The organism is Thermoanaerobacterium xylanolyticum LX-11, from assembly GCF_000189775.2.
GTDB lineage: Bacteria > Bacillota > Thermoanaerobacteria > Thermoanaerobacterales > Thermoanaerobacteraceae > Thermoanaerobacterium > Thermoanaerobacterium thermosulfurigenes.
In genome coordinates, this window is record NC_015555.1 from 378,134 (window position 1) to 402,599 (window position 24,466).

Here is a 24,466-nt window from a genome sequence, read left to right on the forward strand (position 1 = left end):
TTCATTAAAGAAAATGAACAAAAGATTTCCGGTGGCAATAGCGGAGGTTAAAAACCCGTTCCCATACCGAACACGGAAGTGAAGCCCTCCAGCGCCGATGGTACTGATTACTCGGGAGAGTAGGTCGCTGCCGGATAATATATTCCTCAGTAGCTCAATGGTGGAGCAACCGGCTGTTAACCGGTAGGTTGTAGGTTCGAGCCCTACCTGAGGAGCCAATACGTGGCCCCGTGGTCAAGTGGTTAAGACATCGCCCTTTCACGGCGGTAACATGGGTTCGAATCCCGTCGGGGTCACCATAAATCGAGGGCCTTTAGCTCAGTTGGTAGAGCGGTCGGCTCATAACCGATTGGTCCGGGGTTCGAGTCCCTGAAGGCCCACCATAAGTTAATAGATATTGCGGCCCAATAGCTCAGTTGGTTAGAGCGCCAGCCTGTCACGCTGGAGGTCGAGGGTTCGAGCCCCTTTTGGGTCGCCATTATTATACATAATTTTAATACGCCTCGATAGCTCAGTCGGTAGAGCAAGGGACTGAAAATCCCTGTGTCAGTGGTTCGATTCCACTTCGAGGCATTAATGAAAAAAAGAGTTTCAGCATTTGTGTTGAAACTCTTTTTTTCATTAATATCATTAACCTATAAAGAATTTCATCTTTTGTAAAGATTTTTTAGTTTTTTTATATCAAATACAGATTATTTTTATTCGCATTTTCTTATTTCTTTCTTTGAGTTACAAATTCATTTATGAAGCTTGTTGCTAATGATTTCTTAGTTTCGCATATATTTTGTATACAAAAAAGGGCATCGATAAAATCTCAATACCCTTAAATCCTCCAAAATCCAGAGCTGGCAAAGGGACTTGAACCCTTGACCTGTTGATTACGAATCAACTGCTCTACCGACTGAGCTATGCCAGCACCACACTAATATAATATATCATGAAAATTGATTTTTATCAAGTATCTATTTTGATAAAACGAAAGTGTAAATTAGAAAATTACTAATGTAATTTATAAATAGATTAATACAAAATAGATAATTATTATTGGTTGATAAAAAATGTTCGATTTCTTGACTTTTAAAATTTAAAGTATCATAATAGATATTGGGATAATTATAAATGAATTAAAAATCAGAGGGGGTCTATATAGATGAAAACTAATTTTACTTATTTTATGCCAACAGAAATTATTTTTGGACCAGGTACACTGGAAAAGTTGGCTACCGTTAAATTGCCGGGCAAGAAAGCCTTATTGGTCATAGGTAATGGCAATTCAATGAGAAAGCATGGTTATCTGGATAGAGTTGTTAATTACTTAAAGCAAAATGGTGTTGATTATGTCGTTTATGATAAGATATTACCTAATCCAATCGCAGAGCATGTTGCGGAGGGAGCAAAAGTAGCAAAGGACAATGGATGCGATTTTGTCATAGGATTAGGAGGCGGTAGCACAATAGATTCATCAAAAGCAATAGCTGTGATGGCTAAGAATACAGGTGATTATTGGGATTATGTTTCAGGTGGCAGCGGAAAAGGAATGGAAGTTAAAAATGGTGCATTGCCTATCGTTGCTATTCCTACGACTGCCGGTACTGGCACAGAGTCTGATCCGTGGGCTGTCGTGACAAAGACAGAGACAAATGAGAAGATTGGGTTTGGATGTAAGTATACATATCCTACACTTTCCATCGTTGATCCTGAATTGATGGTTTCAATTCCACCGAAATTTACTGCTTATCAAGGCATGGATGCATTTTTCCACTCTGTGGAAGGATATTTGGCAACTGTCAACCAGCCAGGAAGTGATGTTTTAGCACTTCAATCCATAAGTCTTATTACTGAGAATCTTCCTAAAGCTGTAGAAGATGGCAGTGATATTGAGGCTCGCACAGCGTTAGCGTGGGCAAGTACTGCTGCAGGTATAGTAGAATCATTGTCATCATGCATTTCCCATCATTCGTTAGAACATGCTTTAAGTGCATACCATCCAGAGATACCACATGGTGCTGGACTTATAATGCTTTCGGTGTCTTACTTTAGCTTCATGGCTTCAAAAGCTCCTGAAAGGTTTGTAGATATAGCAAGAGCAATGGGCGAGGAGATAGTTGGAGATACTGTAGAAGAACAAGCCATGTGTTTTATAAACGGTCTTAAAAAATTGATTAAAAATATAGGAATGGAAGATTTAAGTTTGTCAAGCTTTGGAGTAACTGAGGATGAAGCTACAAAATTAGGGAAAAATGCTATGGATACAATGGGTGGCTTGTTTAATGTGGATCCATACAAGCTATCATTAGATGAGGTAGTATCCATATACAAAAATTGTTTCTAACTGTGTTTAAAAGCCGACTTAGGAATAAAGGCGGCTTTTTGCTCTTATTAAAGAGATAATTTCCTATCTATACTTGACAATATGTTATATTTATTATAAAATAAAAAAGTCGTTGCTGAAATTAGCAGATAATTTTGGAGGGATACCCAAGTGGCTAAAGGGGGCAGACTGTAAATCTGTTGGCATTGCCTTCGATGGTTCGAATCCATCTCCCTCCACCATTGTGACCCATTAGCTCAGTCGGCAGAGCACCTGCCTTTTAAGCAGGGTGTCCCGCGTTCGAATCGCGGATGGGTCACCATTTTTACTTTAAGAAGATATGGATGAGAGGAGCTTTGAAGCTCCTTTATTTTATTTTTAGTGTTACAAATTTCACTATTTTACGATATAATTTATATATGATTAAGTTCGAGAGGAGTTTTAAAATGTTAATGAGAAAGTTGACTGAGGCTGAAGAAAACTTATTAAAAAAGTTCGTTACTAATTTATATGGGCCTGTTTATTTTATACATTCACTGCCAGAATTTATAATACCTCCTATTAATTCAAAGGTAAGCAGAAAAGACACCAGTTGGAGGTTAAACATATTAGAATCGTTGACATCGGGGGATCTTGATATAAGTGATTTTTTAACGACATCAGATATTCCACTTGATGAGGCAATGCAAAAGGCAAAAGCTTTTCATGAAAAATGGGTGGAAAGATTCGGACATTCGTCTATAGCAGAGCAGAATTTGATGCACTTGTGCATAGAAGATACTTCCAGATTTTTGTCCGGCGATATAGAATTGATGAATAAAAGACCGTCTTACATAGAGTGGAGCCAGAGATATCAAAGACCTAATAGGGATAGATTTGTAATACCCCCGGAACTTGAAAATTATCCGGAGTTAAAAGAGAAATTTATAAAAGTATGGAATGTATCTTTTGACGCATATGAGACGCTTGTAAGTAAACTCACTGATTATTTGAAGTTAACTGTTGAGAAGAATAAACATGAAAGCGATAAAGCATATATGGGGAGGATAAGCAAGATAGCTTTTGAGGATGCCAGATACGCTTTGCTGCTGTCTGCAAAGACCAGCTTTGCTGTGGCGTTAAATGCCCTTGATTTGCAAGATATAGTCAGAAAATTGCAATCCCATGGCACAAAAGAAGCAGAAATACTGGCAAGAAATATAATTGACGAGGCAGAAAAAATTGCGCCAAGCATGATGAGGCATTTGAGCCCATCTAAATATCAATTGACTGTAAATAAAGAGATGGAAGATTTAGTCAATGGATATGATTTAGAGAATGCTTCCGTGGATTCAGATGTTGAGTTGATTGATTTCACAGGTAAAAACGGTGATATGACTTTCCTTGATATACTGACTATGCATATTATTTTTTCTTACACAGGGAAACCACTGGAAAGAATTAAAGATTTGGTTATGAAGTTGGGAATGGAAGAGAAAGCAATCATCGTGAAATCAGCTTCTTCTAAGATGGATCAGTTTGATCATCTTATAGAACCTTTTAGATCTGTAAGGTATAAATTTCAATTGAGATTAAGTGAAGCTGCGTGGCATCAACTGTTAAGGCACAGAATGATTAATTTTAATGCTTATAAGCCGACTATAGAGAATGGGTATACAGTACCTCCAAATATTGAAAAAGCTGGGTGTACAGATGTATTAAAGAGAGCGATTGATGAAGCTGAAAAATTATATTTGGAGCTACATGAAAAATTACCAGAAACAAGCTCATATGTGGTTACGAATGCCCATAAGCGGATTGTTTTAATGGATACAGATTTGTGGGCTTTTGATCACTATGCCAATTTAAGGTGTACGCCTGAGGCTCAATGGGATATAAGGAATATTTCATTTAAAATGCTTGATTTGATAAAAGAATCGACACCGGAAGTGGCAGAATTTCTGGCGCGAAGAAAACAGTCGTGAGGTGATTAAATGGAGACTGAATACAAAGCAATTAGTTTGCCTAAGTTAAATAATCTAAAACCTTCTTTGGAATCGACGGCTTTGAAACTTATGGAGGAAGCAGGAGAGCTGGCACAAGCTATAGGTAAATTTAGGGGTCTTAATGGGGAAAGCGTAAAAATGTCAAACAAGGATGTGGCTGAGAAAATATCTGAAGAGCTTTTGGATGTGGCACAAGTGGCAGTATCGATGATGTTTGTTTTAGAGGACCAGTACAACATAAGCATTGATGAGAAGCTAAAAGAACATATTGAAAAATTGAAGAAAAAAGGTTATATAAAATAATATTATACGGCAATGCCGTATATTTTTTTTTCATGTGCACATATTAAATTTGAACGATCATGAAAGGAGGAATTAAGTTGCAACAAATTTCCAGCAAAGAATTGATGTACATTGATGACGTGCTTTCACTTCAAGAACACATGATTAAATGCTTAAATGACAGTGCTTCAAGGCTTAAAGATCAACAGTTAAAGGCAATGTGTCAAAATTTAGCAGATAGGTGTCAAAACAGTTTTAACTCTATAGTGAAAAATTTAGGATAGGAGGGATACATATGATGGGTAGTACAGGAATGACGGATAAGGATATAATGATGGGCGTCTTAGGAGATTACAAACTTGCCATAGAGGTCCTTTCACATGCTGCAACAGAAGCAGCCAATGAAAGCCTCAAAAAGGATTTTATCAATGCATTAAATTCTACGTTCGAAGAACAAAAACAAGTTTGGAATGCCATAAGTCAGAGGGGTTGGTATTCAGTAAAACCGGCACAGATGCAAGACATACAAGAAGCAAAAAATAAATTTAGACAACCAGCAGGCGTTATGTAAAAAGAAAAAAATGTGGTACAATAATGGAAGTAGTGAAATACTACTTCCATTATTGTATTGTTTAAAGGAGTGATTATTGTATGTACGATTTGATTATACTGGGTGGCGGCCCAGCGGGACTTGCGGCAGGTCTCTATGCTTGCAGATCTAAATTAGATACTGTAATGATAGAGCAAATGTATGTGGGAGGACAGATAGTGACCACATACGAAATAGAGAATTACCCGGGATTTGACGGTATTAGCGGCCCTGATCTTATAAACAAAATGGAATCTCAAGCTAAAAGGTATGGGCTGCAGATTTACAATGAGGAGGTTGTGGGGTTAGACATCACAGGCAACGTAAAAAAAGTCACCACCAACAAGAAGACTTATGAGGCGAAAGCAATAATAATAGCTACAGGTGCTACACCTAAAGAGTTAGGATTTGATAAAGAGAGAAAATTCAGAGGCTCAGGTGTTTCATATTGTGCTACGTGTGATGGGGCATTTTATAAGGATCAAGTAGTTGCTGTTGTAGGCGGTGGCGATACTGCAATGGAAGACTCAAACTACCTTACGAAATTTGCTAAGAAGGTATATGTAATTCATAGGAGAGATAAATTAAGGGCTTCTAAAACCCTTCAAGATAGAGCTTTTGCAAATCCTAAGATAGAGTTTATCTGGGACACTGTTGTGAAGGATATACAAGGAGAATATGGTGTTGAAGGATTAGTCTTAAAAAATGTGAAGACGAATGAAGAAACCACATTAAAAGTTGATGGTGTATTTATTGCCATAGGATTAAGCCCAAATTCGGAATTAGTAAAAGGCATCGTCGATACAGATGAGTATGGTTACATAATAACCGATGAAGACATGAAGACAAATGTTCCGGGTGTTTTTGCTGCGGGAGATGTTAGGAAAAAGACATTGAGGCAGGTAGTGACAGCAACGGCAGATGGTGCTATTGCTGCTTATGTAGCTGAAAAGTATATAGATAGCCTTTAAAAAAAGACCATCCATTAATGGATGGCCTTTTCTATTCCTGATTTTCATCTTCTTTTTTATCGTCTTTCTTTTCATTTTCTTTGGTTTCATCGTCATCGCTTTGTGTTTTAGTGTCATTGCTGATTTCAGACTCTTTCAAGGTAGGTATTATTATTCTCTGTCCAGGGTATATGAGGGAAGGATTTTGAATGTCAGGGTTAGCTCTTAATATTGCATCGACTGTAGTATTGAATCTTGCAGCAATATTGTAAAGTGTATCGCCAGGTTTTACCACGTACACCATTCTGCCTTCTTTATGATGTTCAAACGGTGGATTATAAGGCATAGTAGGAGATGTTTTTGGTGGACACGGTATGACGACAGTCTGACCTGGATAAATCATGTTTGGGTCCATAAAATAGTTGGCTCTTAATATCTCATCAAGAGGAACGCCGAATTTGTTTGCTATGCTCCATAATGTATCGCCAGGCTGAACGATGTAATTTGTTGGACATGGCATATTGTACATTAGCGCTGCCGGTATGTTGTGTATTTCACCGAATGATCCTGTATAAGTGTTATGAGCATAAGACATTTCAGGTGCTGACTGCATAGGAATATTTCCGCCTGGTATAAAAAGCATTTGTCCTGGATAAATTGTGTATGGGTAAAGTATGTTATTTACATAAATGATCGATTCATAAGGGATGCCAAATTTTTGGCCTATTAGGTAAATTGTATCGCCAGGCATGACTGTATAATAGACTCCAGTAACTGGCACTATTAATGTTTGGCCAGGATATATAAGCGATGGATTGATGATGTTGTTTCTCGAAATAATGGCTTCCACAGAAGTATTAAACTTTTTTGCAATTGAGAATAAAGTATCTCCGGACTTTACGACATACGTAAATTCCAATGTAACCATATTTATACTCCTCCTTTCCATATTCATAATATGTATTTTGAAGTTTATGGTGACATAGTTGCGTCTATATTTGAATATTTTATATTGTGGCTTTTTAATAAAAGTGGAGGAGAAATTCAGATGAAACGGTATAGATATTTTTTCTTTATCGTCATAGCTTTAATGTTTATTGCTCTATTGAGTTTTTTAAGCAAAACTGTTGAGACAGTAAATCAAATTCCTTTGATGAATAAGATCGTTATAATCGATGCTGGTCACGGAGGAAGTGATCCGGGTAAGCCCGGCAAATATGGAGAAAACGAGGATAAATTAAATCTTAAAATAGCGTTAAAGCTTAAAGACTTAATAGAGGAAAGCGGTGGAATAGCACTTATGACGAGAGAAGATGACACATTGTCAGATAAAGACATAATGAAGGATTTAAAAAATAGAGTACATGCTGGCAATGATGTAAAAGGCGATATTATGTTAAGCATTCACCTAAATAGTTTTCCTGATCCAAGGTATAAAGGGGCACAGGTTTTTTATCAAAAAGATTCAAAGGAAGGCAAACTTTTAGCAGAAATAATCCAAGATGAGCTTAGAAAGACGTTAGATCCCAACAATGACCGAATGGCCAAAGAGACAAGTACATTCTATATTTTGAGGCATGCAAAAATGCCTGCTGTGATAATAGAGTGTGGCTTCATGTCCAACCCTGAGGAAGAGAGGCTTTTAAATGATGAAAACTATCAATATAAGATAGCGTGGGCCATATACAAAGGTGTAAATAGGTATTTTAAAGAAAAATCTTGAGTCCTTGTTTAAGGGATCTTTTTTTTGTATACTTAAAGTAAAGAAATCATACAAATTGGGCAAAATATTTGTGTATAACATTTATTTGAAACGATGGAGGAATTATGGAGATCATAAATAAAATTATTGATAACGTAAATAAAGTTATAGTGGGCAAAGCCGAAGAAGTAAAGCTTGTCCTTACAGCGCTTTTATCTGGTGGACATGTTCTTATAGAGGATGTTCCTGGAGTTGGAAAGACATCATTAGTAAAGGCATTGGCTAAATCCATAAGTGCAGATTTTAAGAGGATTCAATTTACGCCGGATTTATTGCCGTCAGATGTCATTGGAGTTTCCATATATAATCCTGAAAAAGGTGTCTTTGAATTTAAACAAGGTCCTATAATGAGCCAAATTCTTTTGGCAGACGAAATAAATAGAACATCTCCTAAGACACAATCAAGTCTTTTAGAAGCTATGGAAGAAAGGCAGATTACTGTTGACGGAAATACTTATCATTTGCCTCGGCCATTTATGGTAATTGCCACGCAAAATCCGATTGAATACGATGGAACATACAGATTACCTGAAGCGCAGTTAGACAGATTTATGATTAGAATAAGCTTAGGGTATCCAGATGTGAAGCATGAAATAAACATGCTTAAGATGTTTGAAGTTTTAGATCCACTGGAAGATTTAAAATCAGTAGTATCAATTAGAGAGATTTTGAAGATGCAAGATGAAGTAAAATCTGTATATGTTGATGACAACATATTGATTTATATTATAGACATAGTAAATAAGACGAGAAATTCAGATATGGTTCTTTTAGGTGCAAGTCCAAGAGCGGCTTTAAATTTGATGAAGGCAGCCCAAGCAAAGGCGTTTATAGAAGGGCGCACTTACGTATTGCCTGATGATGTAAAATATTTATGTGTGCCAGTTTTGTCTCACAGGATAATATTAAAAAATGAGATGAGATTTAATAAAGTAGATGAAAAAAGCGTCATAAAAGACATTTTGAATACGGTAAAAGTTCCGGTGGTAAGAAAGTATGCGTAACTTCATTTTATTATTGTCATTTACCATTGTTTCTTTTCTTTTTGCGGTTTTTACCAGCGGTGAAATATTGTATTATATTTCCTTTGTAAATGTGGCTTTATTGTCGCTAAGTTTTTTATATGCCGCAATAGGCATTTTATCTGTATCAATAGAAATTTATATTGACAGCACCGAAATCTATGTTGACGATAAGGTCAAGTACAGCATAAAGATTAAAAACAAATTGTTTTTGCCACTGGCATTTGTGTCAATTGACGAAAATAATAAAAACTTTTTTCCTATTGCGACAAATTTGAATCCATTTCAGAAAAAAGTTATTAAAAGAAACGTTTTGTTTAAAAAAAGAGGGATATATACTGTTGGCCCGATTACAGTAAAGATAAAGGATCCTTTCAGCATATTTCAAATGAAGAAGACGGTCAATAGACGATATAATATAGTGGTGTATCCTAAGGTATACGATATTGCTTTTGATTTGCCCTTAGCTTTAGACATAGGTGGATTCGCAAGTCGTGCCAAGCAGTTTGAAGATTACACAAATTTGGCGAATTTAAGAGAATATGTGGACGGAGATAGTCTTAAAAAGGTTCATTGGCGGATATCAGCAAAGTTGCAAAAATTATATGTAAAAGAGTACCAGCATACGGCTTTAAGTGAAGTTGTTGTGTTGTGGGATTTGTACAAGAATCATTATAAAGCAGATGACGGGACTATAGATGAGATGACGGCAGAGTGTGTGCTTTCACTAGTAAAATATTGTCTTACAAATGGGATCCCTGTACGGCTTATTGATTACGATACGAATAGGTCGTTAGCACAGTGTAGCAGAGTAAAGGATTTTAGTATAATTAAACTTTTGACTTTAAAGTTGTTTCCTATTTATGAAATGGATTTTGGCAAAAAATTGTTTGAGTACGTAAGTGGCCTTCCACGAGATTCTACGATGGCTGTTGTTACTCCATCCGTTGATGAAACATTATTGAAAGTTTTGGCTCAAGTCAATATTAATCAAAACATTGCAATCTTTTATACCAATAAAGATAGATTGGATGAAAAAACGAAAAACAGACTGGAAAATTTAGGGATAAAAATAACATCTTGGAGAGATATGTATGAAGGTGTACACATGGAAGTTCAATATAATTGAGTATATTATGACGTCTTTATTGACAGTAATTCTGTCTCTCTCGGTATTTGTCGGCTTGAATTTTAAAGTAGACATTGTAGAAGTGACTTCTTTGACTTTGGTGTTTGTAGCGCTTTCGACTATTTTCTTAAAGAGACCTCAGCTTGTAGTCACTTTTTTGTCAACTTTCATATTAGTTGATTTGTATTATTTTTACATGAGAAAAGATGTGCTTACAAAAGTCGTATTAGAAATTGATAAATACGTCAATTGGCTTTATATATACATGAGTGAGCCAAACTGGCCTGAAGGATTTAGTCGGTTGACAAACAAATACTTTTTTACAACAGTCTTGTTGAGTGTTTTTTTGATTTCGCTTGTTATTACTTTTTTAAACAGGATTTTAAAAAGTTATTTCTTGACTATGCTGTTTGGCATACTTGTATTAGTTTTTCAGTGGTACAATTACGTAGACAAAGCATATGCTTTTTTAGTATTCTATGTAGCAGCAAGTTTTATAAACATGTCAGTAATCAACTATCAAAAAGCGGGAAATGGAAAAGCTTCCATCGCAAGTCTTTTGGTTATCGCAATTTTGTTTTCATCTATAAGCACGGCTATTGCATACACGGCGCCGAAAAATTTTCACCCTTTAGTGTGGCAAACATTAAATGATAAATTTTACGCTGCATTTCCATTTACAAAAACATGGAGAAATGGCATAGGAAGTACAAGTGATGCAAATAGCTTTACAACAGATTTTAGTTCATTTTCTCAAGATTTAGGCGGACCAGAAACTGTAAGCGATCAAGTAGTAATGAGGGTAAAAGCTGATGAGAGTCTGTACTTAAGAGGTGAAGTGTTTGATACTTATGAAAACAACAAATGGACTAATTCAGTAGTTCAGCACAGTTTTGGGAGGGATAATTACTTTCAACCGGAATTTGATAAAAATATTAAATACACGATAAAAAGTGTGGAGATTTACCCTGTTGCAATGGATACCAATATTATTTTTTCGCCTTGGCAGCCTTACCATGTAAATATCAGCAATATATACGATAGAAGTACGTTAGCCATGACGACAGCAGGTAGACATGTGAAAAGCGGGTACACAGTACAGTATTACAAGACGGAAATAAGTGCAAGTTCTCTGGAGAAGGACAAGGTAGTAAATAGCAGTGACATGAGCATGTACTTACAGTATCCTTCTAATCTTCCAGAGAGGGTGAAAGAACTTGCATTAAGCATTACAAAGGACAAGAAAACTGATTATGACAAAGTAAAGGCTATCGAGCAGTACTTGAGAAATACTTATAAATACAATCTTGATGTCCCTGATACGCCACAGGGAAGAGATTTTGTTGATTACTTCCTTTTTGACTTAAAACAGGGGTATTGCACATACTTTGCAACATCAATGGTTATAATGCTTAGGACAATAGGGCTACCTGCCAGATATGTTGTAGGATTTAAGATGCCTTCACAACCTGTATTAGGTAGTGAATATGACATAAAAGAATCTTATGCACATGCATGGGTGGAGGTGCCTTTTCAAAACAGCGGTTGGGTGACGTTTGAGCCGACGGCAATTTATCAAGAAACTTATGCAGGTGCATCTTCAGTTAATAATAGCGATGTGTCAGCAGTACAGCAAAAGAATGATAGTAGCACTGTTCCTCTTACTAAGTCAAATGCCAACCAAAATTCGGTACAAAATAAACCTATAGGGGGTTTATCCAAAAATAACACATCCAACAAAAATACGCATAGAATGGTACTATTTGTTGCTTTGCTTCTTTTATTAGCCATATTTGCAGCTATCAGATATGTTTTATTAAAGAGACATCTTAGTTCAAGAAGAAGTGCCTTTTTGTACTACTACAATAAAATTTTAAAAAGGCTTAAAAGGAGAGGATTTAAAAGATATGACAGTGAAACCACTGTAGAGTTTCAAAATAGAATATTGGATATGGGCTTTTCTGACTTCGACAAGATTACAAAAATTTATAATGATTTAGTGTATGGCAACATGGAACCATCAGAAGAAGATATCATTTATATAAAGGAGTATCTTAAGAAAAATATGGGGTATAAAAAGTTTAGTGGTAGTAAACCGGGTGATTTGATTAATTGACATTAATATGTTATCGAATATATAATATATTTGGAGTTGTTATTATTTCTCCTGATAGGAGGCTTGCTGATGGTTTTAAGTTACGAGCCTGGAGTAAAAAGCAGAATTATGGTTTGCGTTACTCCGCAAAAGAGCTGCCAAAGGCTTGTTGAAAGAGGAGCAGAGAGGGCGAAAGAGACAAATGGGGAATTTTGTGTTGTGTATGTGAATAAAAACAATGATATATATAAAGATTTGAAGGAACACAAGATCTTAGTCGAACTCTTTGAGATGGCTCAGAAATTAGGTGGCAGAGTATCCATATTGGTTGGAAAGAAGATTTCAGATGCTTTAGCTGAATTTGCTGCTGAAAACGATATTACAGAGATAATAGTAGGCAAATCATTGAGATCTGCCTTTGACGTATTGATTCATGGAGATGTGATAAATCCTCTCATAAAGCGGGTTGAGGAGAAGAATATAATCGTTGAAGTCATAGAATGACTGTCATTCTATGACTTTTTTCTTTATTTAATCCACTAAGTTTATAGGATTTTCCGAATTATTAGTGTATAATTATTATGAGCAAGTACTAAAATTATATTAGTTTACAATTTTGCCTCAAGAGGTGAGCTTTTTGTTCAATGGCCTTATAGAAATAATAAAGACTATGAGAGTAAATGACATCGTAGATATAGCGATAATAGCTTATGTAACGTACCGCCTTATATTAGTCATACGAAAAACCAGAGCTGAGCAACTATTTAAAGGAATTATAATTCTTTTAATACTTACAAAATTAAGCGAGTGGCTGCAGCTTAGGACAGTCAATTATATTTTAAGCAATGCAATGACTGTTGGCGTTATAGCACTTTTAATAGTATTTCAGCCGGAACTGAGGAGAGCTTTAGAATCTCTCGGTAGAAGCGAGTTTATTAAAAGAAACTTTTTCATAATAAACGATGAAGTCCAGGATATAGCCGATGTCATAAGTGAGATATGTGATGCTGTTCAATTCTTGTCCAGATCTAAAATAGGTGCTTTGATTGTTTTGGAAAGAAATACTGGTTTAAATGAATTGATAGAAACCGGCATTTCACTTGATTCTAAAATATCCAGTGAGCTTCTCATAAATACCTTTATACCAAATACCCCCCTTCACGATGGAGCGGTTATAATAAGAGGCGATAGGATAATGGCCGCTGGATGTTTTTTGCCACTTACTGACAATCAAAATTTAAGCACTGAGCTTGGTACGAGGCATAGAGCTGCCATAGGTGTGACTGAAGTGTCAGATGCTGTATCAGTCATAGTTTCAGAAGAAACTGGTACTATATCACTTGCTCAGAACGGAAGAATATCAAGGCATTTGGATATAAAGACTTTAAAAGAAGTTCTTTTAAGTATGTTCAAGGTGAAGGACAGCAAAGGCTCTAACTGGTTCAAATGGGGGAATAAACATGCTGAGTAAAAACCTACCTATAAAAATACTTTCGGTTGTAATAGCTTTTATATTGTGGCTTTATGTGATGGGTGAGAAGAACCCAGAGATATCTTATGATGTAGGCAATATTCCTGTAAATATAGTGAATGTCAATACGCTTGACAAGAAAGGATTGACGCTTATAGGAGATAAAAATTTCTCGGTGACAGTCAGGATTAAAGGACGAAGAAGCGATGTGATGAATGTAAGACCTTCAGACATACAGGTTGAAGCAGACGTCAGCAGGATAATAACAAAGGGGATAAATGTCGTGCCTATTGAAGTAAGTTCACTTCCTAAAAATGTGACATTTGTTTCTGCAAATCCTTCAGAGGTAAAGCTTGATGTAGACAAAGTTTCAAGAGTACAGATGCCAGTGCACGTAAAGGTCAATGGAGCTGTAATGGATGGCTTTGCTATGAAGCCTGCCGTGGTGACTCCTGGTGAAGTAGTGATTACCGGTCCTGAAAGCAAAGTGAATTTGATAAAAGATGTTGTAGCACAAGTTGATATGACTAATAAATCAAAGGATGTAAGCATATCTGTCCCTGTTGAACCGGTAGACAGAAATGGCAACGAAGTCAAAGGCGTAGATGTGAATCCTGGATATATTAAAGTGGATATAGATGTGAACAAGGCCATAAGAGTACCTGTAAATGCAAAAATATTTGGCAAACCTATGGATGGATATGATGTTGCACAAGTAAGTGTCTTGCCTGAGTACGTTTATGTGACGGGAGATGATGCTGTATTAAATACCATCAAAAGCGTTGACACTAAGCAGATAGACATATCGGGCAAAAACACGTCTGTCACCGAAAGCGTGCCTTTTGACCTTCCAAATGGTATGAGCCTTGTGAAAAGTGATAGCACTGCAAAAGTTTTTATAGATATTGAAAAAATCGTTACAAACAACATCACACTAAGTAGTATAGATGTTAAAGGTGGCGACAACAAAAATGTCACTATTCTAAATCCTAACATAGTGATAACAGTCACTGGTCCGGAGAATGTGGTAGATTCAGCTACTTCCAGCGATTTTAATGCTTATGTAGATGCTACAAATGCAACTACAGGTACACAGACATTGCCAGTAAATGTGACTACAAATTTGAATCTGAAGATAGTTAAAGTAAATCCACAATCTGTGGATGTCAATATTCAATGATCTTTATTTTATAGTAGAAGGATGATCACAATGGACTTTAAACGACTTACCGTAGTTCTTGGACATTATGGCACAGGCAAAACAGAAATAGCCATAAATTACGCAAGGTATATAAAGACATGCGGATATGATGTAGACATAGTAGATCTTGATATAGTAAATCCCTATTTTCGCCCAAGGGAGGTGAGAAAGGAACTTTTAGATAAATGGGGCATAAAAGTAATTGGTGTGGATGAAAAATACATGAATGCTGATATGCCGGCCTTATCCAGAGATATATACAGTGTCATACAGAATGAAGAGAAGTATGCTGTATTTGATATAGGAGGCGACGATGCAGGAGCAATCGCGTTTGGGCAATATCACAATATATTAGCCGATAAAGATGTAGATGTGCTTTTTGTAATAAATATAAACAGGCCGTTTACAAAAGATGTAGAATCTGCAATAAAATACATGACTCTTGTAGAAAATGCGGCAAGGATAAAAGTGACACACCTTGTAAATAACACACATCTGTCGTGCGAGACGACAGCAGACGATGTAATAAGAGGGATTGAAGTAACGGAAGACGTATCAAGGAAGACAGGCATTCCTATAAAGATGACAGCCGCCAAGAAAGATGTAGCTGAAAAGCTTAAAAATATGGGATATGACGTTTTTCCTATAGATCTTTATATGAAAACACCTTGGAATAAAATATGATGGAGATGATGAGATTGAAGCAAGTCATATTTAACGAAAACTTGTGCAAAAGCTGTGAACTATGTGTTGAAGCATGCCCAAGACACATAATAGAAATGGACAAAGACAAATTAAACATAAAAGGATACCACCCAGCCATGATAAAAGAAGAAAACATAGAAAAATGCATAAGCTGCGGATTTTGTGCAATAATGTGCCCAGACACAGTCATAACAGTTATAAAATAAGAGGGGGATAGATATGGCAAAAGTACTCATGAAAGGAAATGAAGCGCTGGCTGAAGCTGCAATACAAGCCGGGTGCAGGCATTATTTCGGATATCCAATAACACCACAAAACGAAGTAACAGCGTACATGGCAAAAAGAATGCCAGAAGTAGGAGGAGTATTCTTACAAGCAGAAAGTGAAGTATCAGCAATAAACATGGTATACGGAGCAGGAGGAGCGGGAGCAAGAGTCCTTATCACATCATCAAGCCCAGGGATAAGCCTAATGCAAGAAGGAATATCATATATAGCAGGGGCAGAAGTACCATGCGTAATAGCCAACATAATGAGAGGCGGACCAGGATTAGGCGGAATACAGCCATCCCAATCAGACTACTTTCAAGCCACAAAAGGCGGAGGACATGGAGACTACAAACTCATAGTCTTGGCACCATCAACAATACAAGAAATGGCAGAACTAGTACAACAAGCATTCCACATAGCTGACAAATACAGAAACCCTGTAATGATATTAGGAGACGGCATGTTAGGGCAAATGATGGAACCAGTAGACTTTGACATGCTAAAAAAAGAAGAAAACAAAATAGAAGAAAAACCATGGGCCACAACAGGCATGGGAATGAGAAACAAAAGAAACATCATAAACTCATTAGAATTAGACCCACAAATATTAGAAAAACACAACATAGAAATATTCAAAAAATACGAAAAAGCAGCAAAAGAAGAAGTGCGATATGAAATGACAAACTGCGAAGAAGCAGAAATAATACTAGTAGCATACGGCACGATAGCAAGAGTCGCCAAAAACGTAATCGAACTAGCAAAAAGAGAAAACATCAAAGTAGGCTTAATAAGGCCAATATCACTGTGGCCATTTCCAGAAGAACCATTCAAAAAAACAAAAGACCACGTAAAAGCCTATTTAACAATAGAAATGAGCATGGGACAGATGGTAGAAGATGTAAAACTAGCAGTCAACGGACAAAAAGAAGTCCACTTTTACGGAAGAGTAGGAGGAATGGTACCAGAACCCATGGCCATATTAGAAGAAATCAAGAAAATAAGGGGGAAAAAATAATGGCAGTAGTATTTCAAAAAACAAAAGGACTAACAGACACACCATTTCACTACTGTCCAGGATGTACACATGGCATAGTCCACAGACTTGTAGCAGAAGCAATGGAAGAATTAGGAGTATTAGACAAAGCAATAGGTGTAGCACCAGTAGGATGCGCCGTATTCGCCTACGAATACTTCAACTGCGACATGCAAGAAGCAGCCCATGGAAGAGCACCAGCAGTAGCAACAGGCATAAAAAGAGTACACCCCTACAAAATAGTATTCACATACCAAGGAGATGGAGACTTAGCAGCAATAGGAACAGCAGAAACAGTACACGCAGCAGCAAGAGGAGAAAACATAACAGTAATATTCATAAACAACGCCATATACGGCATGACAGGAGGCCAAATGGCACCAACATCACTGATAGGGCAAGAAACCCTCACAACCCCGTACGGAAGAAAACCAGAAACAAACGGATATCCCATAAAAATGTGTGAAATGCTATCAACATTAGAAGGAGCAGCATACATCGAAAGAGTATCAGTGTACGACGTAAAACACGTATTAAACGCCAAAAAAGCAATCAAAAACGCATTCAAAGCCCAAATAAACAAAAAAGGATTTTCAATGATAGAAGTCCTGTCAAGCTGTCCAACAAACTGGGGTATGTCACCGAATGAAGCATTAAAATGGATAAAAGACAAGATGGAGCAATACTATCCATTAGGTGTATACAAAAACACCTTGGAGGAGGAAAAATAAAATGAATGAAAAGATAATATTTGCAGGATTTGGTGGACAGGGCATCATGTCGATGGGGCTTATAATGTCATACGCAGGAATGATGGATGGGAAAAACGTATCGTGGCTGCCGTCGTATGGACCAGAGATGAGAGGAGGCACAGCCAACTGTCATGTTACCATATCTGATGAACCAGTAGGCTCCCCCATAATAAACGAGGCAACTGTAGTTGTTGCAATGAATAGGCCTTCTTTAGAAAAGTATGAGCAAGATATTGTAAAAGGTGGATTGCTGCTTATAAATAGCTCATTGATTACTATAGAACATAAAAGAAAGGATATTGAAGTATACAGAATTCCTACAAACGATATTGCAAATCAACTTGGGAATCTCAAAGTGGCCAATTCAATCATGATTGGGGCTTTGATTGGTTTAAAAAACATGATCAGCGAGGCTGCTATTAAAAGTGCCTTCAACAAGGTTTTTGAAGGCAAAGAAAATCTCATACCTTTAAATATAGAAGCATACGAAAGAGGCAAAGAATTTATATCTTCTCAGCTTGTGGTAAAATAAACCTCCCATTGTGGAGGTTTCATTTTTAAAGAACTTTTTTTACTGTTTTGTCTATTATAGTAATAGGTGATATGAATGGTGTTGTATTATTTTATTAAGACCATTACTTTAGCGATTATGTCCTTATTTTTTGGATTCAACGTAAATTTGTTGGGCAATTTGCCGGATGAACCCTGCATATTTGTGGCTAATCACAAAAGTATCTTAGATCCAATAGCACTTATGGACGCTATCGATAGGAGAGTTTTTTTCATAGCCAGCAAGGATTTATATAGGATGCCTATTTTGAGTTTGATTTTAAATGCATTAGAAACAATACCTATCAAAAAAAATTCCGCAGATGTAAGTGCGTTAAAGAAAGCTATCAAGATGCTTGATGATGGGAGATCCATCGCTTTGTTTCCAGAGGGAGGAATATCACTTGACAAAAGTGTAATAAAAATTTACAAAGGTGCAATGTATCTCTCATGCAAAACAGGATGTCCTATTGTGCCTGTAGGCATAAATGGAACTGATGTTGTATTGCCTATGGGAGAGTATCTTCCACATGCAGGAAGGATTTCTGTAACGATAGGCAAAAGCATATACCCAGATGTATCGATGGATAAAGGCGATTGCTTGGATAAAATGGCTCATGAAGTGTTAAATTCATTAAATAGCCTTATAAATAATCGGGATTTAAAATAGCTGTGAGGGATTGTGCTAAATTATTCATAGAATTAAGCATACCTACGGTAAATTGCATTGGGCCATATAGTATGATAAAATATTATCGTATGATTTTTTGATACTGAAAGGAATGGATTTTATGGCTAGATTATTTGGCACAGATGGTGTAAGAGGGATTGCCAACAAAGATCTTACGCCACAACTTGCATTTGAGCTTGGAAGAGCTGGCGCGTATGTTTTGACGGAATGCTCAAGAAGACCTAAAATTTTGATAGGGCGTGACAGCAGAGTATCTGGAGATATGCTTAAAAGCGCATTGACGGCAGGACTTACGTCTGTTGGAGCAGAGGTCATAGACGCTGGTATCATACCTACACCTGCTGTTGCATATTTGACAAGACATTATAAATTAGATGCTGGTGTCGTCATTTCAGCGTCACATAATCCTGTTGAATACAATGGCATCAAATTTTTTAATAAAGATGGATATAAGCTTCCTGATGAAGTAGAAGACAAAATAGAGAAGATAATAAATGAAAAAAGCCAGTTGCCAACACCTACAGGATTGGATGTTGGAAATGCAGTGGAAAGTGAGAGTGCACAGAGGGATTACATTGAATTTTTGAAATCTACTATAGATTGTGATTTAAAGGGACTTAGAGTGGTTTTAGATTGTGCATATGGAGCAAGCAGCACAGTTGCACCGATACTTTTTCACGAATTAGGGGCAGACGTGATATTATACGGTTCACATCCAAACGGAGAAAAAATAAATGTCAAATGTGGATCTACAAATCCTAAAGTGCTTCAAGAGATCGTGGCTGGAACAGGTGCTGATGTAGGATTTGCTTTTGACGGCGATGCAGACAGGCTTATTGCGGTTGATGAAAATGGCGATGTTGTAGATGGAGATCATATAATGGTTATGTGTGGTATACATCTTAAAAATACAGGAAAACTAAATAAAAATACAGTTGTCGTCACGGTTATGAGCAACATAGGATTAGACATAGCATTAAAACGAAATGGAATAGATGTAGTAAAGACAAAAGTTGGAGATAGATATGTCTTAGAGGAAATGGTGAAAAATGGTTACTCAATAGGCGGTGAACAATCGGGACACATAATTTTCCTCGATCACAATACAACAGGCGATGGTGAGATAACTGCTCTGAAAGTAGCAGAATTGCTCGTTAAAAGTGGTAAAAAGATGTCTCAATTGGCCAATGTCATGGTTTCATATCCGCAAGTTTTGATAAATGCAAAAGTCAAAAATGAGCTGAAATATAAATACATGGATGATGAAGATATAGCAAGAGAGATAGAAAAACTTGAAGAAGAGATGAAAGGAGAAGGTCGAGTCCTTATAAGACCTTCAGGGACAGAGCCATTAGTAAGAGTGATGGTAGAAGGCAAAGATCAAGAAAAGATAGAATCAATGGCCAGGGAGTTGGCAAATTTGATTGAAAAGAAGTTAGGATAATGCATGATTGAGTGATTTCGGAAACTAATTTCCAACGTCATACTATGGCATAAATTAAAAATTAGATACAGAAAATAACAAAGCCTTTGCGATAAAATACTGAAAAGAGGAAAGAAAATGTAAAATAATGAAAATCAATTTAAAAAAAGAGTATAAGAAATAAAGCCTAATAAAATAGGTTTAAAAATTAACAGTATATGGAATCTCAATATTTATGCTACTCTACCTAATAATCCATCAAGCATAGAAATAAAATCAAACTTAGATTTTTTCAATCTAGCATCAAGATGGATATTAATAGAGTGTATCATAATCCAGAAAGACCAACGCTTTTTGCCTCTGGTTTTAGATAGCTCCAACTCATAGTCATTAAGAAGCCTTTTGTTAACACGCTCAGAAGAAGTTCGCTTTTTCATCTCGCCTTTCCATTCATCAGAACCACGTGGAATGACGGTAAACAAGCGAGGATCAGATGAAGGCTTCGTATAAACGGTTCTACCATAATCAGAAGAGGAGCACTTATCTTTACAATTACATGAATCAACTTTACCAGTCGCAAAAGGACAGCGCCATTTAATTCTGTTACGGTCTTTCATAAAACCATTGTAAACCATAGATAATCCTGCCATACAGACAGGAATACCATTTTCATTGATTTTAATAGTACCTTGGTACTTGCTGTTGTTTTTATTCTTCTTATTTAGCGGAATTACAGGTTTAATATTCCACTTATTAAGAAGATGATAAGTAGGGTAATTATCATGAGCACAATCACCAATAAATTTATCAAAAACGAAATCAGGATACAAAGCCCTTGCTTCAGACAAAGCAATAATAGCAGTAACACCATCATAACGAGGAGCCTCAACCAAGCGAAGATAAATCGGAATATCAGATTTAAGCTCTTCGTTGTATGTCACTAAAAAATAACCAGAATAACCATAAAACCATGTCTCATGATAACTATCCCAACCATAGCGAGCATCGGGGTCAGAGAACTTGCGATGGCAGTCACAATTAAATATACCCTTATTAGCACAATCACAAGTTCTAATACCGAAAGGACTTCCGCCGGTTTTAATGCAAGTACCGTCACCAGAAATAGTAAGTTTTTCAATATCACCGAGGATGCCAGCATTGGCGGAAGGCCTAACAGCAACATCGGCAAAAATTTGTTGAAGAAGCTTCTCAGGTCTTGACTCAAAAATTTTACCCTGTAAAGCCAAATCAACAAATTTCTGTATAATACCAGGGTGGCGTGGTGGAAGCTTCTGATTTTTAGCAAGTTTTTTACGTGGTTTGCGTTTAAAAGGATGGAGAGAATCCTGTCGGTCTTTTTCAATATCAGGATCCTCAAGCCATAACCTGTTAATCAAGTCATAATGAGTACCAACACCAGGAATATTATCAGGAGACACGCCAATCATGTAACACAAAAGGTCATCATGATGAAGCATGTAAACCCATTTAGTAATACTGTGACATTTAAGAAGAGACATAAGTACAAAAGACCGAAAAACTTCAGGCTGATTTTTGGCTGGAGAACCAGTATTAGAGTAATAAGGTTCCAGTACAAGTTTAAGAACATCAAGATCTAAATTATAGAGTTTAGATAAAGCTTCAGAAAATTGAAGGACACGATTTTTATCTGAAGCATAAATGGGTTGAATATTTTCGACAAGGAAAGACTGATAATCAGAATGCGAACGCCATGCGCCCAACATAAAATCACCTCAATAACAAGTAGTATGGTAAAAACACCATCCATTTCGATTATTGGGGCGATTTAAAAAAGTCAAGATAGAATGTAACCATATATGTTAAATAAAGGGAAATATAAAGAAAAAATCTTACAATGTAAATAAAGATGTAAATGAATTGGAAATCGAAAAAGGATTTCAGAATGAAATTTTGGGGGATAAATTTAAAATATGTCTCCTGAAATTCAGATATATCAGGCAACAGAAGTTGCCGAGAATATTCTGATTAATAAAGGAGGTATTATTACTTCCTTATTAATATTATTAAATACTTTGAAAGGGGGAATGCCCATGAAACACACAACTGAATAAAAGCGCCTGGGCTTAGGGGAAACTCTAAGTTGACGAGGACAGGGTTAATCGAGTTATCGGCGGATGCCCTGCGGCTTCCTGCGGTCGATAAAAAACCGGGAAAACCATGGGTGACCATTGGCATAGAGCGGTTTGAGCAGGATAACTTAATAAAAATACTGAGAGGAGACATTTACTATGTGTGGAATTGTTGGATATATTGGTGATGAACAGGCGACACCAATATTAGTAGAAGGACTTAAAAAGTTGGAGTACAGAGGATATGATTCAGCAGGAATAGCTGTGATAAATGACGGCAACATAAATATAAAAAAGGCAAAAGGCAGAATAAGCCAGCTTGAAGAATCATTAAAAAAAGAGAATCTTTTTGGTTCCATTGGAATTGGACATACCAGATGGGCAACACATGGAGAGCCATCCGATATAAATTCACATCCACACCTGTCACAATCGGGTATAATAGCTGTCGTCCACAATGGCATAATCGAGAATTATCTGCCGCTTAAAAAGAGACTTATAGAAGAAGGTTACACATTTAAGTCAGAAACAGATACAGAAGTGGTGGCAAATCTTCTCGAGTACTATTACAATGGAGATATTGTGGAAGCTGTCATGAAAGTTCTTGACAGGATTGATGGCTCGTATGCATTTGGAGTGTTGTCAAAGGACCATCCAGACATGATTGTGGCAGCCAAGAAAGACGCTCCACTTATCGTAGGACTTGGCGATGGGGAAAACTATATTGCATCAGATATACCAGCAATACTAAAATACACCAGAAAAGTTTACTTTCTTGATGATAAAGAAATTGCGATAATAAAAAAGGACAGCATCAAAGTCATAGATGCATTTGGAAAAGATGTTGAAAAATCTGTGTTTGAGGTAAAATGGGATGTAGAATCAGCCGAAAAAGGCGGTTATGAGCATTTCATGTTGAAAGAAATCCACGAACAGCCAAACGCTATAAAAGACACATTAAGAGGACGTATAGTCAACGACAACGAAATAGTTTTGGATAAGGTAAATATAACAAAAGATGAAATAGATAAAATCGATAAGATATTCATAGTCGCTTGTGGAACGGCATACCATGCTGGTGTAGTAGGTAAATATGTGATTGAAAAGTTTGCCAGGATACCAGTAGAAGTCGACATAGCATCAGAATTCAGGTACAGAGAACCTATTATAAACGAAAAGACATTGACAATAGTAGTCAGTCAATCAGGTGAAACTGCAGATACTATTGCTGCTTTAAAAGAAGCCAAAAGAAATGGCTCAAGAGTTATAGCAATTACAAATGTTGTAGGTAGCTCCATATCAAGAGAAGCTGATGATGTCATATACACTTGGGCAGGACCTGAAATTGCCGTTGCATCTACAAAAGCTTATACGACACAGCTTGTTGCGTTATACCTAATTGCTTTGGATTTAGCACTCAAAAAAGGAACAATAGATAAAGAATACGCTAAAGCCATTTGCGATGAATTAAAGCAGCTTCCAGATAAAGCAAAGCACATACTGGATTATAAAGATGAGCTTCAAGAATTTGCGTCAAATCATTTTAATTCAAAAGATGTCTTCTATTTGGGAAGAGGTCTTGACTATGCTGTTGCAATGGAAGGCTCACTAAAGCTAAAAGAAATATCATATATACACTCAGAGGCTTACGCGGCAGGCGAGTTGAAACATGGCACATTGGCTCTTATTGAAGATGGTACATTAGTCATAGCATTAGCAACTCAAGAACACCTTTTTGAAAAAATGTTAAGCAATATAAGAGAAGTTACGACAAGAGGCGGATACGTCCTTGCTTTTGCGATGGAAGGCAACAATCAATTAGAGGGTATAGTAGAAAAAGTCCTTTATATACCAAAGACAATGGAAGAAGTTGCTCCAATAATAACGGTAATACCGCTGCAGCTTTTAGCATACTACATGGCAGTTGAAAAAGGCTGTGATGTCGACAAACCAAGAAATCTCGCAAAGAGCGTGACAGTTGAATAAAATTTTAAATAACTTGTATTAAGTGTTGTATAATACAAATAAACTCCACTCCATGATAATAAAGTACGCTCTATAAAAATAAAGTTCGTTCCAAAATTCCGTAGTAAGTGCAAGAGAAATCTTCATTTGCTGCGGGATTTGCTTTTTTAT

General features: G+C 36.6%; 24 protein-coding genes, 8 tRNA genes and 1 rRNA gene. 30 read left to right on the plus strand and 3 right to left on the minus strand.

All coding sequences use genetic code 11. From position 1 onward, the window contains the following. Positions 1-27: 27 nt before the first annotated feature. From rrf to THEXY_RS01965, 6 genes are all read left to right on the plus strand, one after another. Positions 28-136 (plus strand): 5S ribosomal RNA (gene rrf, locus THEXY_RS01940). 7 nt (positions 137-143) lie between these two features. Then, positions 144-218 (plus strand) — tRNA-Asn (locus THEXY_RS01945). A gap of 6 nt (positions 219-224) precedes the next feature. Beyond that, positions 225-299, plus strand: a tRNA-Glu gene (locus THEXY_RS01950). Between the two features lie 8 nt (positions 300-307). Further along, positions 308-383 (plus strand) — tRNA-Ile (locus THEXY_RS01955). An 18-nt stretch (positions 384-401) separates the two neighbouring features. Further along, a tRNA-Asp gene (locus tag THEXY_RS01960) sits at positions 402-478 on the plus strand. Between the two features lie 22 nt (positions 479-500). Beyond that, positions 501-573 (plus strand) — tRNA-Phe (locus tag THEXY_RS01965). 270 nt (positions 574-843) lie between these two features. Here the strand turns inward: THEXY_RS01965 and THEXY_RS01970 are convergent. Then, a tRNA-Thr gene (locus tag THEXY_RS01970) sits at positions 844-916 on the minus strand. A 234-nt stretch (positions 917-1,150) separates the two neighbouring features. Here THEXY_RS01970 and THEXY_RS01975 point away from each other — a divergent pair. The 8 genes from THEXY_RS01975 to trxB all read left to right on the plus strand — a co-directional run bounded on the left by THEXY_RS01975 (position 1,151) and on the right by trxB (position 6,138). Further along, positions 1,151-2,332 carry an iron-containing alcohol dehydrogenase gene (locus tag THEXY_RS01975; RefSeq protein ID WP_013787181.1) on the plus strand — a complete coding sequence of 394 codons (1,182 nt, stop codon included), beginning with the start codon at positions 1,151-1,153 and terminating at the stop codon, positions 2,330-2,332. A gap of 136 nt (positions 2,333-2,468) precedes the next feature. Then, positions 2,469-2,553, plus strand: a tRNA-Tyr gene (locus tag THEXY_RS01980). A gap of 4 nt (positions 2,554-2,557) precedes the next feature. After that, a tRNA-Lys gene (locus THEXY_RS01985) sits at positions 2,558-2,633 on the plus strand. A 124-nt stretch (positions 2,634-2,757) separates the two neighbouring features. Continuing rightward, complete coding sequence (locus THEXY_RS01990; RefSeq protein WP_013787182.1) at positions 2,758-4,275, plus strand: FAD-dependent thymidylate synthase; 1,518 nt, start codon at positions 2,758-2,760, stop codon at positions 4,273-4,275. Between the two features lie 9 nt (positions 4,276-4,284). Then, the gene (locus tag THEXY_RS01995) at positions 4,285-4,599 is read left to right on the plus strand and encodes a MazG-like family protein (protein WP_013787183.1); all 315 of its coding nucleotides are present in this window, start codon (positions 4,285-4,287) and stop codon (positions 4,597-4,599) included. 77 nt (positions 4,600-4,676) lie between these two features. Next, positions 4,677-4,862: a hypothetical protein gene (locus THEXY_RS02000; protein ID WP_013787184.1), complete on the plus strand. Its 186-nt coding sequence runs from the start codon at positions 4,677-4,679 to the stop codon at positions 4,860-4,862. 11 nt (positions 4,863-4,873) lie between these two features. Further along, on the plus strand, positions 4,874-5,149 hold the full coding sequence (locus THEXY_RS02005) for a spore coat protein (RefSeq protein ID WP_013787185.1): 276 nt from the start codon (positions 4,874-4,876) through the stop codon (positions 5,147-5,149). A gap of 80 nt (positions 5,150-5,229) precedes the next feature. Further along, on the plus strand, positions 5,230-6,138 hold the full coding sequence (gene trxB / locus THEXY_RS02010; protein ID WP_013787186.1) for a thioredoxin-disulfide reductase: 909 nt from the start codon (positions 5,230-5,232) through the stop codon (positions 6,136-6,138). Positions 6,139-6,169: 31 nt separating this feature from the next. Here the strand turns inward: trxB and THEXY_RS02015 are convergent, their stop codons facing one another. Beyond that, positions 6,170-7,045 carry a LysM peptidoglycan-binding domain-containing protein gene (locus tag THEXY_RS02015; RefSeq protein ID WP_013787187.1) on the minus strand — a complete coding sequence of 292 codons (876 nt, stop codon included), beginning with the start codon at positions 7,043-7,045 and terminating at the stop codon, positions 6,170-6,172. Positions 7,046-7,165: 120 nt separating this feature from the next. On the opposite strand from THEXY_RS02015, the gene cwlD reads away from it, so the two are divergent. From cwlD to glmM, 14 genes are all read left to right on the plus strand, one after another. Next, positions 7,166-7,840, plus strand: a complete 675-nt coding sequence (gene cwlD, locus THEXY_RS02020) for an N-acetylmuramoyl-L-alanine amidase CwlD (RefSeq protein ID WP_013787188.1) — start codon at positions 7,166-7,168, stop codon at positions 7,838-7,840. A 104-nt stretch (positions 7,841-7,944) separates the two neighbouring features. Beyond that, positions 7,945-8,883 (plus strand): AAA family ATPase, encoded by a 939-nt coding sequence (locus tag THEXY_RS02025; protein ID WP_013787189.1) that lies wholly within the window; start codon positions 7,945-7,947, stop codon positions 8,881-8,883. After that, a complete protein-coding gene (locus tag THEXY_RS02030; protein WP_013787190.1) occupies positions 8,876-10,030 on the plus strand; it encodes a DUF58 domain-containing protein in 1,155 nt (384 codons plus the stop codon). Before THEXY_RS02025 ends, THEXY_RS02030 begins: the two co-directional genes overlap by 8 nt. Then, the gene (locus THEXY_RS02035) at positions 9,996-12,146 is read left to right on the plus strand and encodes a transglutaminase TgpA family protein (RefSeq protein ID WP_013787191.1); all 2,151 of its coding nucleotides are present in this window, start codon (positions 9,996-9,998) and stop codon (positions 12,144-12,146) included. The genes THEXY_RS02030 and THEXY_RS02035 overlap by 35 nt, the downstream gene beginning before the upstream one ends. Before the next feature lie 69 nt (positions 12,147-12,215). Beyond that, the gene (locus tag THEXY_RS02040; protein WP_013787192.1) at positions 12,216-12,629 is read left to right on the plus strand and encodes a universal stress protein; all 414 of its coding nucleotides are present in this window, start codon (positions 12,216-12,218) and stop codon (positions 12,627-12,629) included. 133 nt (positions 12,630-12,762) lie between these two features. Next, entirely contained in the window at positions 12,763-13,596 is an 834-nt protein-coding gene (gene cdaA, locus THEXY_RS02045; protein WP_013787193.1) for a diadenylate cyclase CdaA, read from the plus strand. Further along, positions 13,586-14,776, plus strand: coding sequence for a CdaR family protein (locus THEXY_RS02050; protein ID WP_013787194.1), 1,191 nt, complete (start codon positions 13,586-13,588; stop codon positions 14,774-14,776). The genes cdaA and THEXY_RS02050 overlap by 11 nt, the downstream gene beginning before the upstream one ends. A gap of 30 nt (positions 14,777-14,806) precedes the next feature. Then, positions 14,807-15,481 carry a hypothetical protein gene (locus THEXY_RS02055; protein WP_013787195.1) on the plus strand — a complete coding sequence of 225 codons (675 nt, stop codon included), beginning with the start codon at positions 14,807-14,809 and terminating at the stop codon, positions 15,479-15,481. A 14-nt stretch (positions 15,482-15,495) separates the two neighbouring features. Next, entirely contained in the window at positions 15,496-15,708 is a 213-nt protein-coding gene (locus THEXY_RS02060) for a 4Fe-4S binding protein (RefSeq protein ID WP_041592174.1), read from the plus strand. A gap of 13 nt (positions 15,709-15,721) precedes the next feature. Then, on the plus strand, positions 15,722-16,786 hold the full coding sequence (locus THEXY_RS02065) for a 3-methyl-2-oxobutanoate dehydrogenase subunit VorB (RefSeq protein ID WP_013787197.1): 1,065 nt from the start codon (positions 15,722-15,724) through the stop codon (positions 16,784-16,786). Then, the gene (locus tag THEXY_RS02070; RefSeq protein ID WP_013787198.1) at positions 16,786-17,535 is read left to right on the plus strand and encodes a thiamine pyrophosphate-dependent enzyme; all 750 of its coding nucleotides are present in this window, start codon (positions 16,786-16,788) and stop codon (positions 17,533-17,535) included. Before THEXY_RS02065 ends, THEXY_RS02070 begins: the two co-directional genes overlap by 1 nt. Position 17,536: 1 nt before the next feature. Beyond that, positions 17,537-18,088, plus strand: coding sequence for a 2-oxoacid:ferredoxin oxidoreductase subunit gamma family protein (locus THEXY_RS02075; protein ID WP_013787199.1), 552 nt, complete (start codon positions 17,537-17,539; stop codon positions 18,086-18,088). A 117-nt stretch (positions 18,089-18,205) separates the two neighbouring features. After that, on the plus strand, positions 18,206-18,775 hold the full coding sequence (locus THEXY_RS02080; protein WP_268257775.1) for a lysophospholipid acyltransferase family protein: 570 nt from the start codon (positions 18,206-18,208) through the stop codon (positions 18,773-18,775). A 121-nt stretch (positions 18,776-18,896) separates the two neighbouring features. Next, positions 18,897-20,240 carry a phosphoglucosamine mutase gene (gene glmM / locus THEXY_RS02085; RefSeq protein ID WP_013787201.1) on the plus strand — a complete coding sequence of 448 codons (1,344 nt, stop codon included), beginning with the start codon at positions 18,897-18,899 and terminating at the stop codon, positions 20,238-20,240. A gap of 212 nt (positions 20,241-20,452) precedes the next feature. On the opposite strand, the gene THEXY_RS02090 is transcribed toward glmM, so the two are convergent. Continuing rightward, the gene (locus THEXY_RS02090) at positions 20,453-21,964 is read right to left on the minus strand and encodes a hypothetical protein (protein WP_013787202.1); all 1,512 of its coding nucleotides are present in this window, start codon (positions 21,962-21,964) and stop codon (positions 20,453-20,455) included. A 207-nt stretch (positions 21,965-22,171) separates the two neighbouring features. On the opposite strand from THEXY_RS02090, the gene THEXY_RS12500 reads away from it, so the two are divergent. Together THEXY_RS12500 and glmS are read left to right on the plus strand one after the other, a co-directional pair. Continuing rightward, complete coding sequence (locus THEXY_RS12500; protein WP_154645611.1) at positions 22,172-22,312, plus strand: hypothetical protein; 141 nt, start codon at positions 22,172-22,174, stop codon at positions 22,310-22,312. A 177-nt stretch (positions 22,313-22,489) separates the two neighbouring features. Beyond that, positions 22,490-24,316 carry a glutamine--fructose-6-phosphate transaminase (isomerizing) gene (gene glmS, locus THEXY_RS02095; RefSeq protein ID WP_013787203.1) on the plus strand — a complete coding sequence of 609 codons (1,827 nt, stop codon included), beginning with the start codon at positions 22,490-22,492 and terminating at the stop codon, positions 24,314-24,316. Positions 24,317-24,466: the final 150 nt, after the last annotated feature.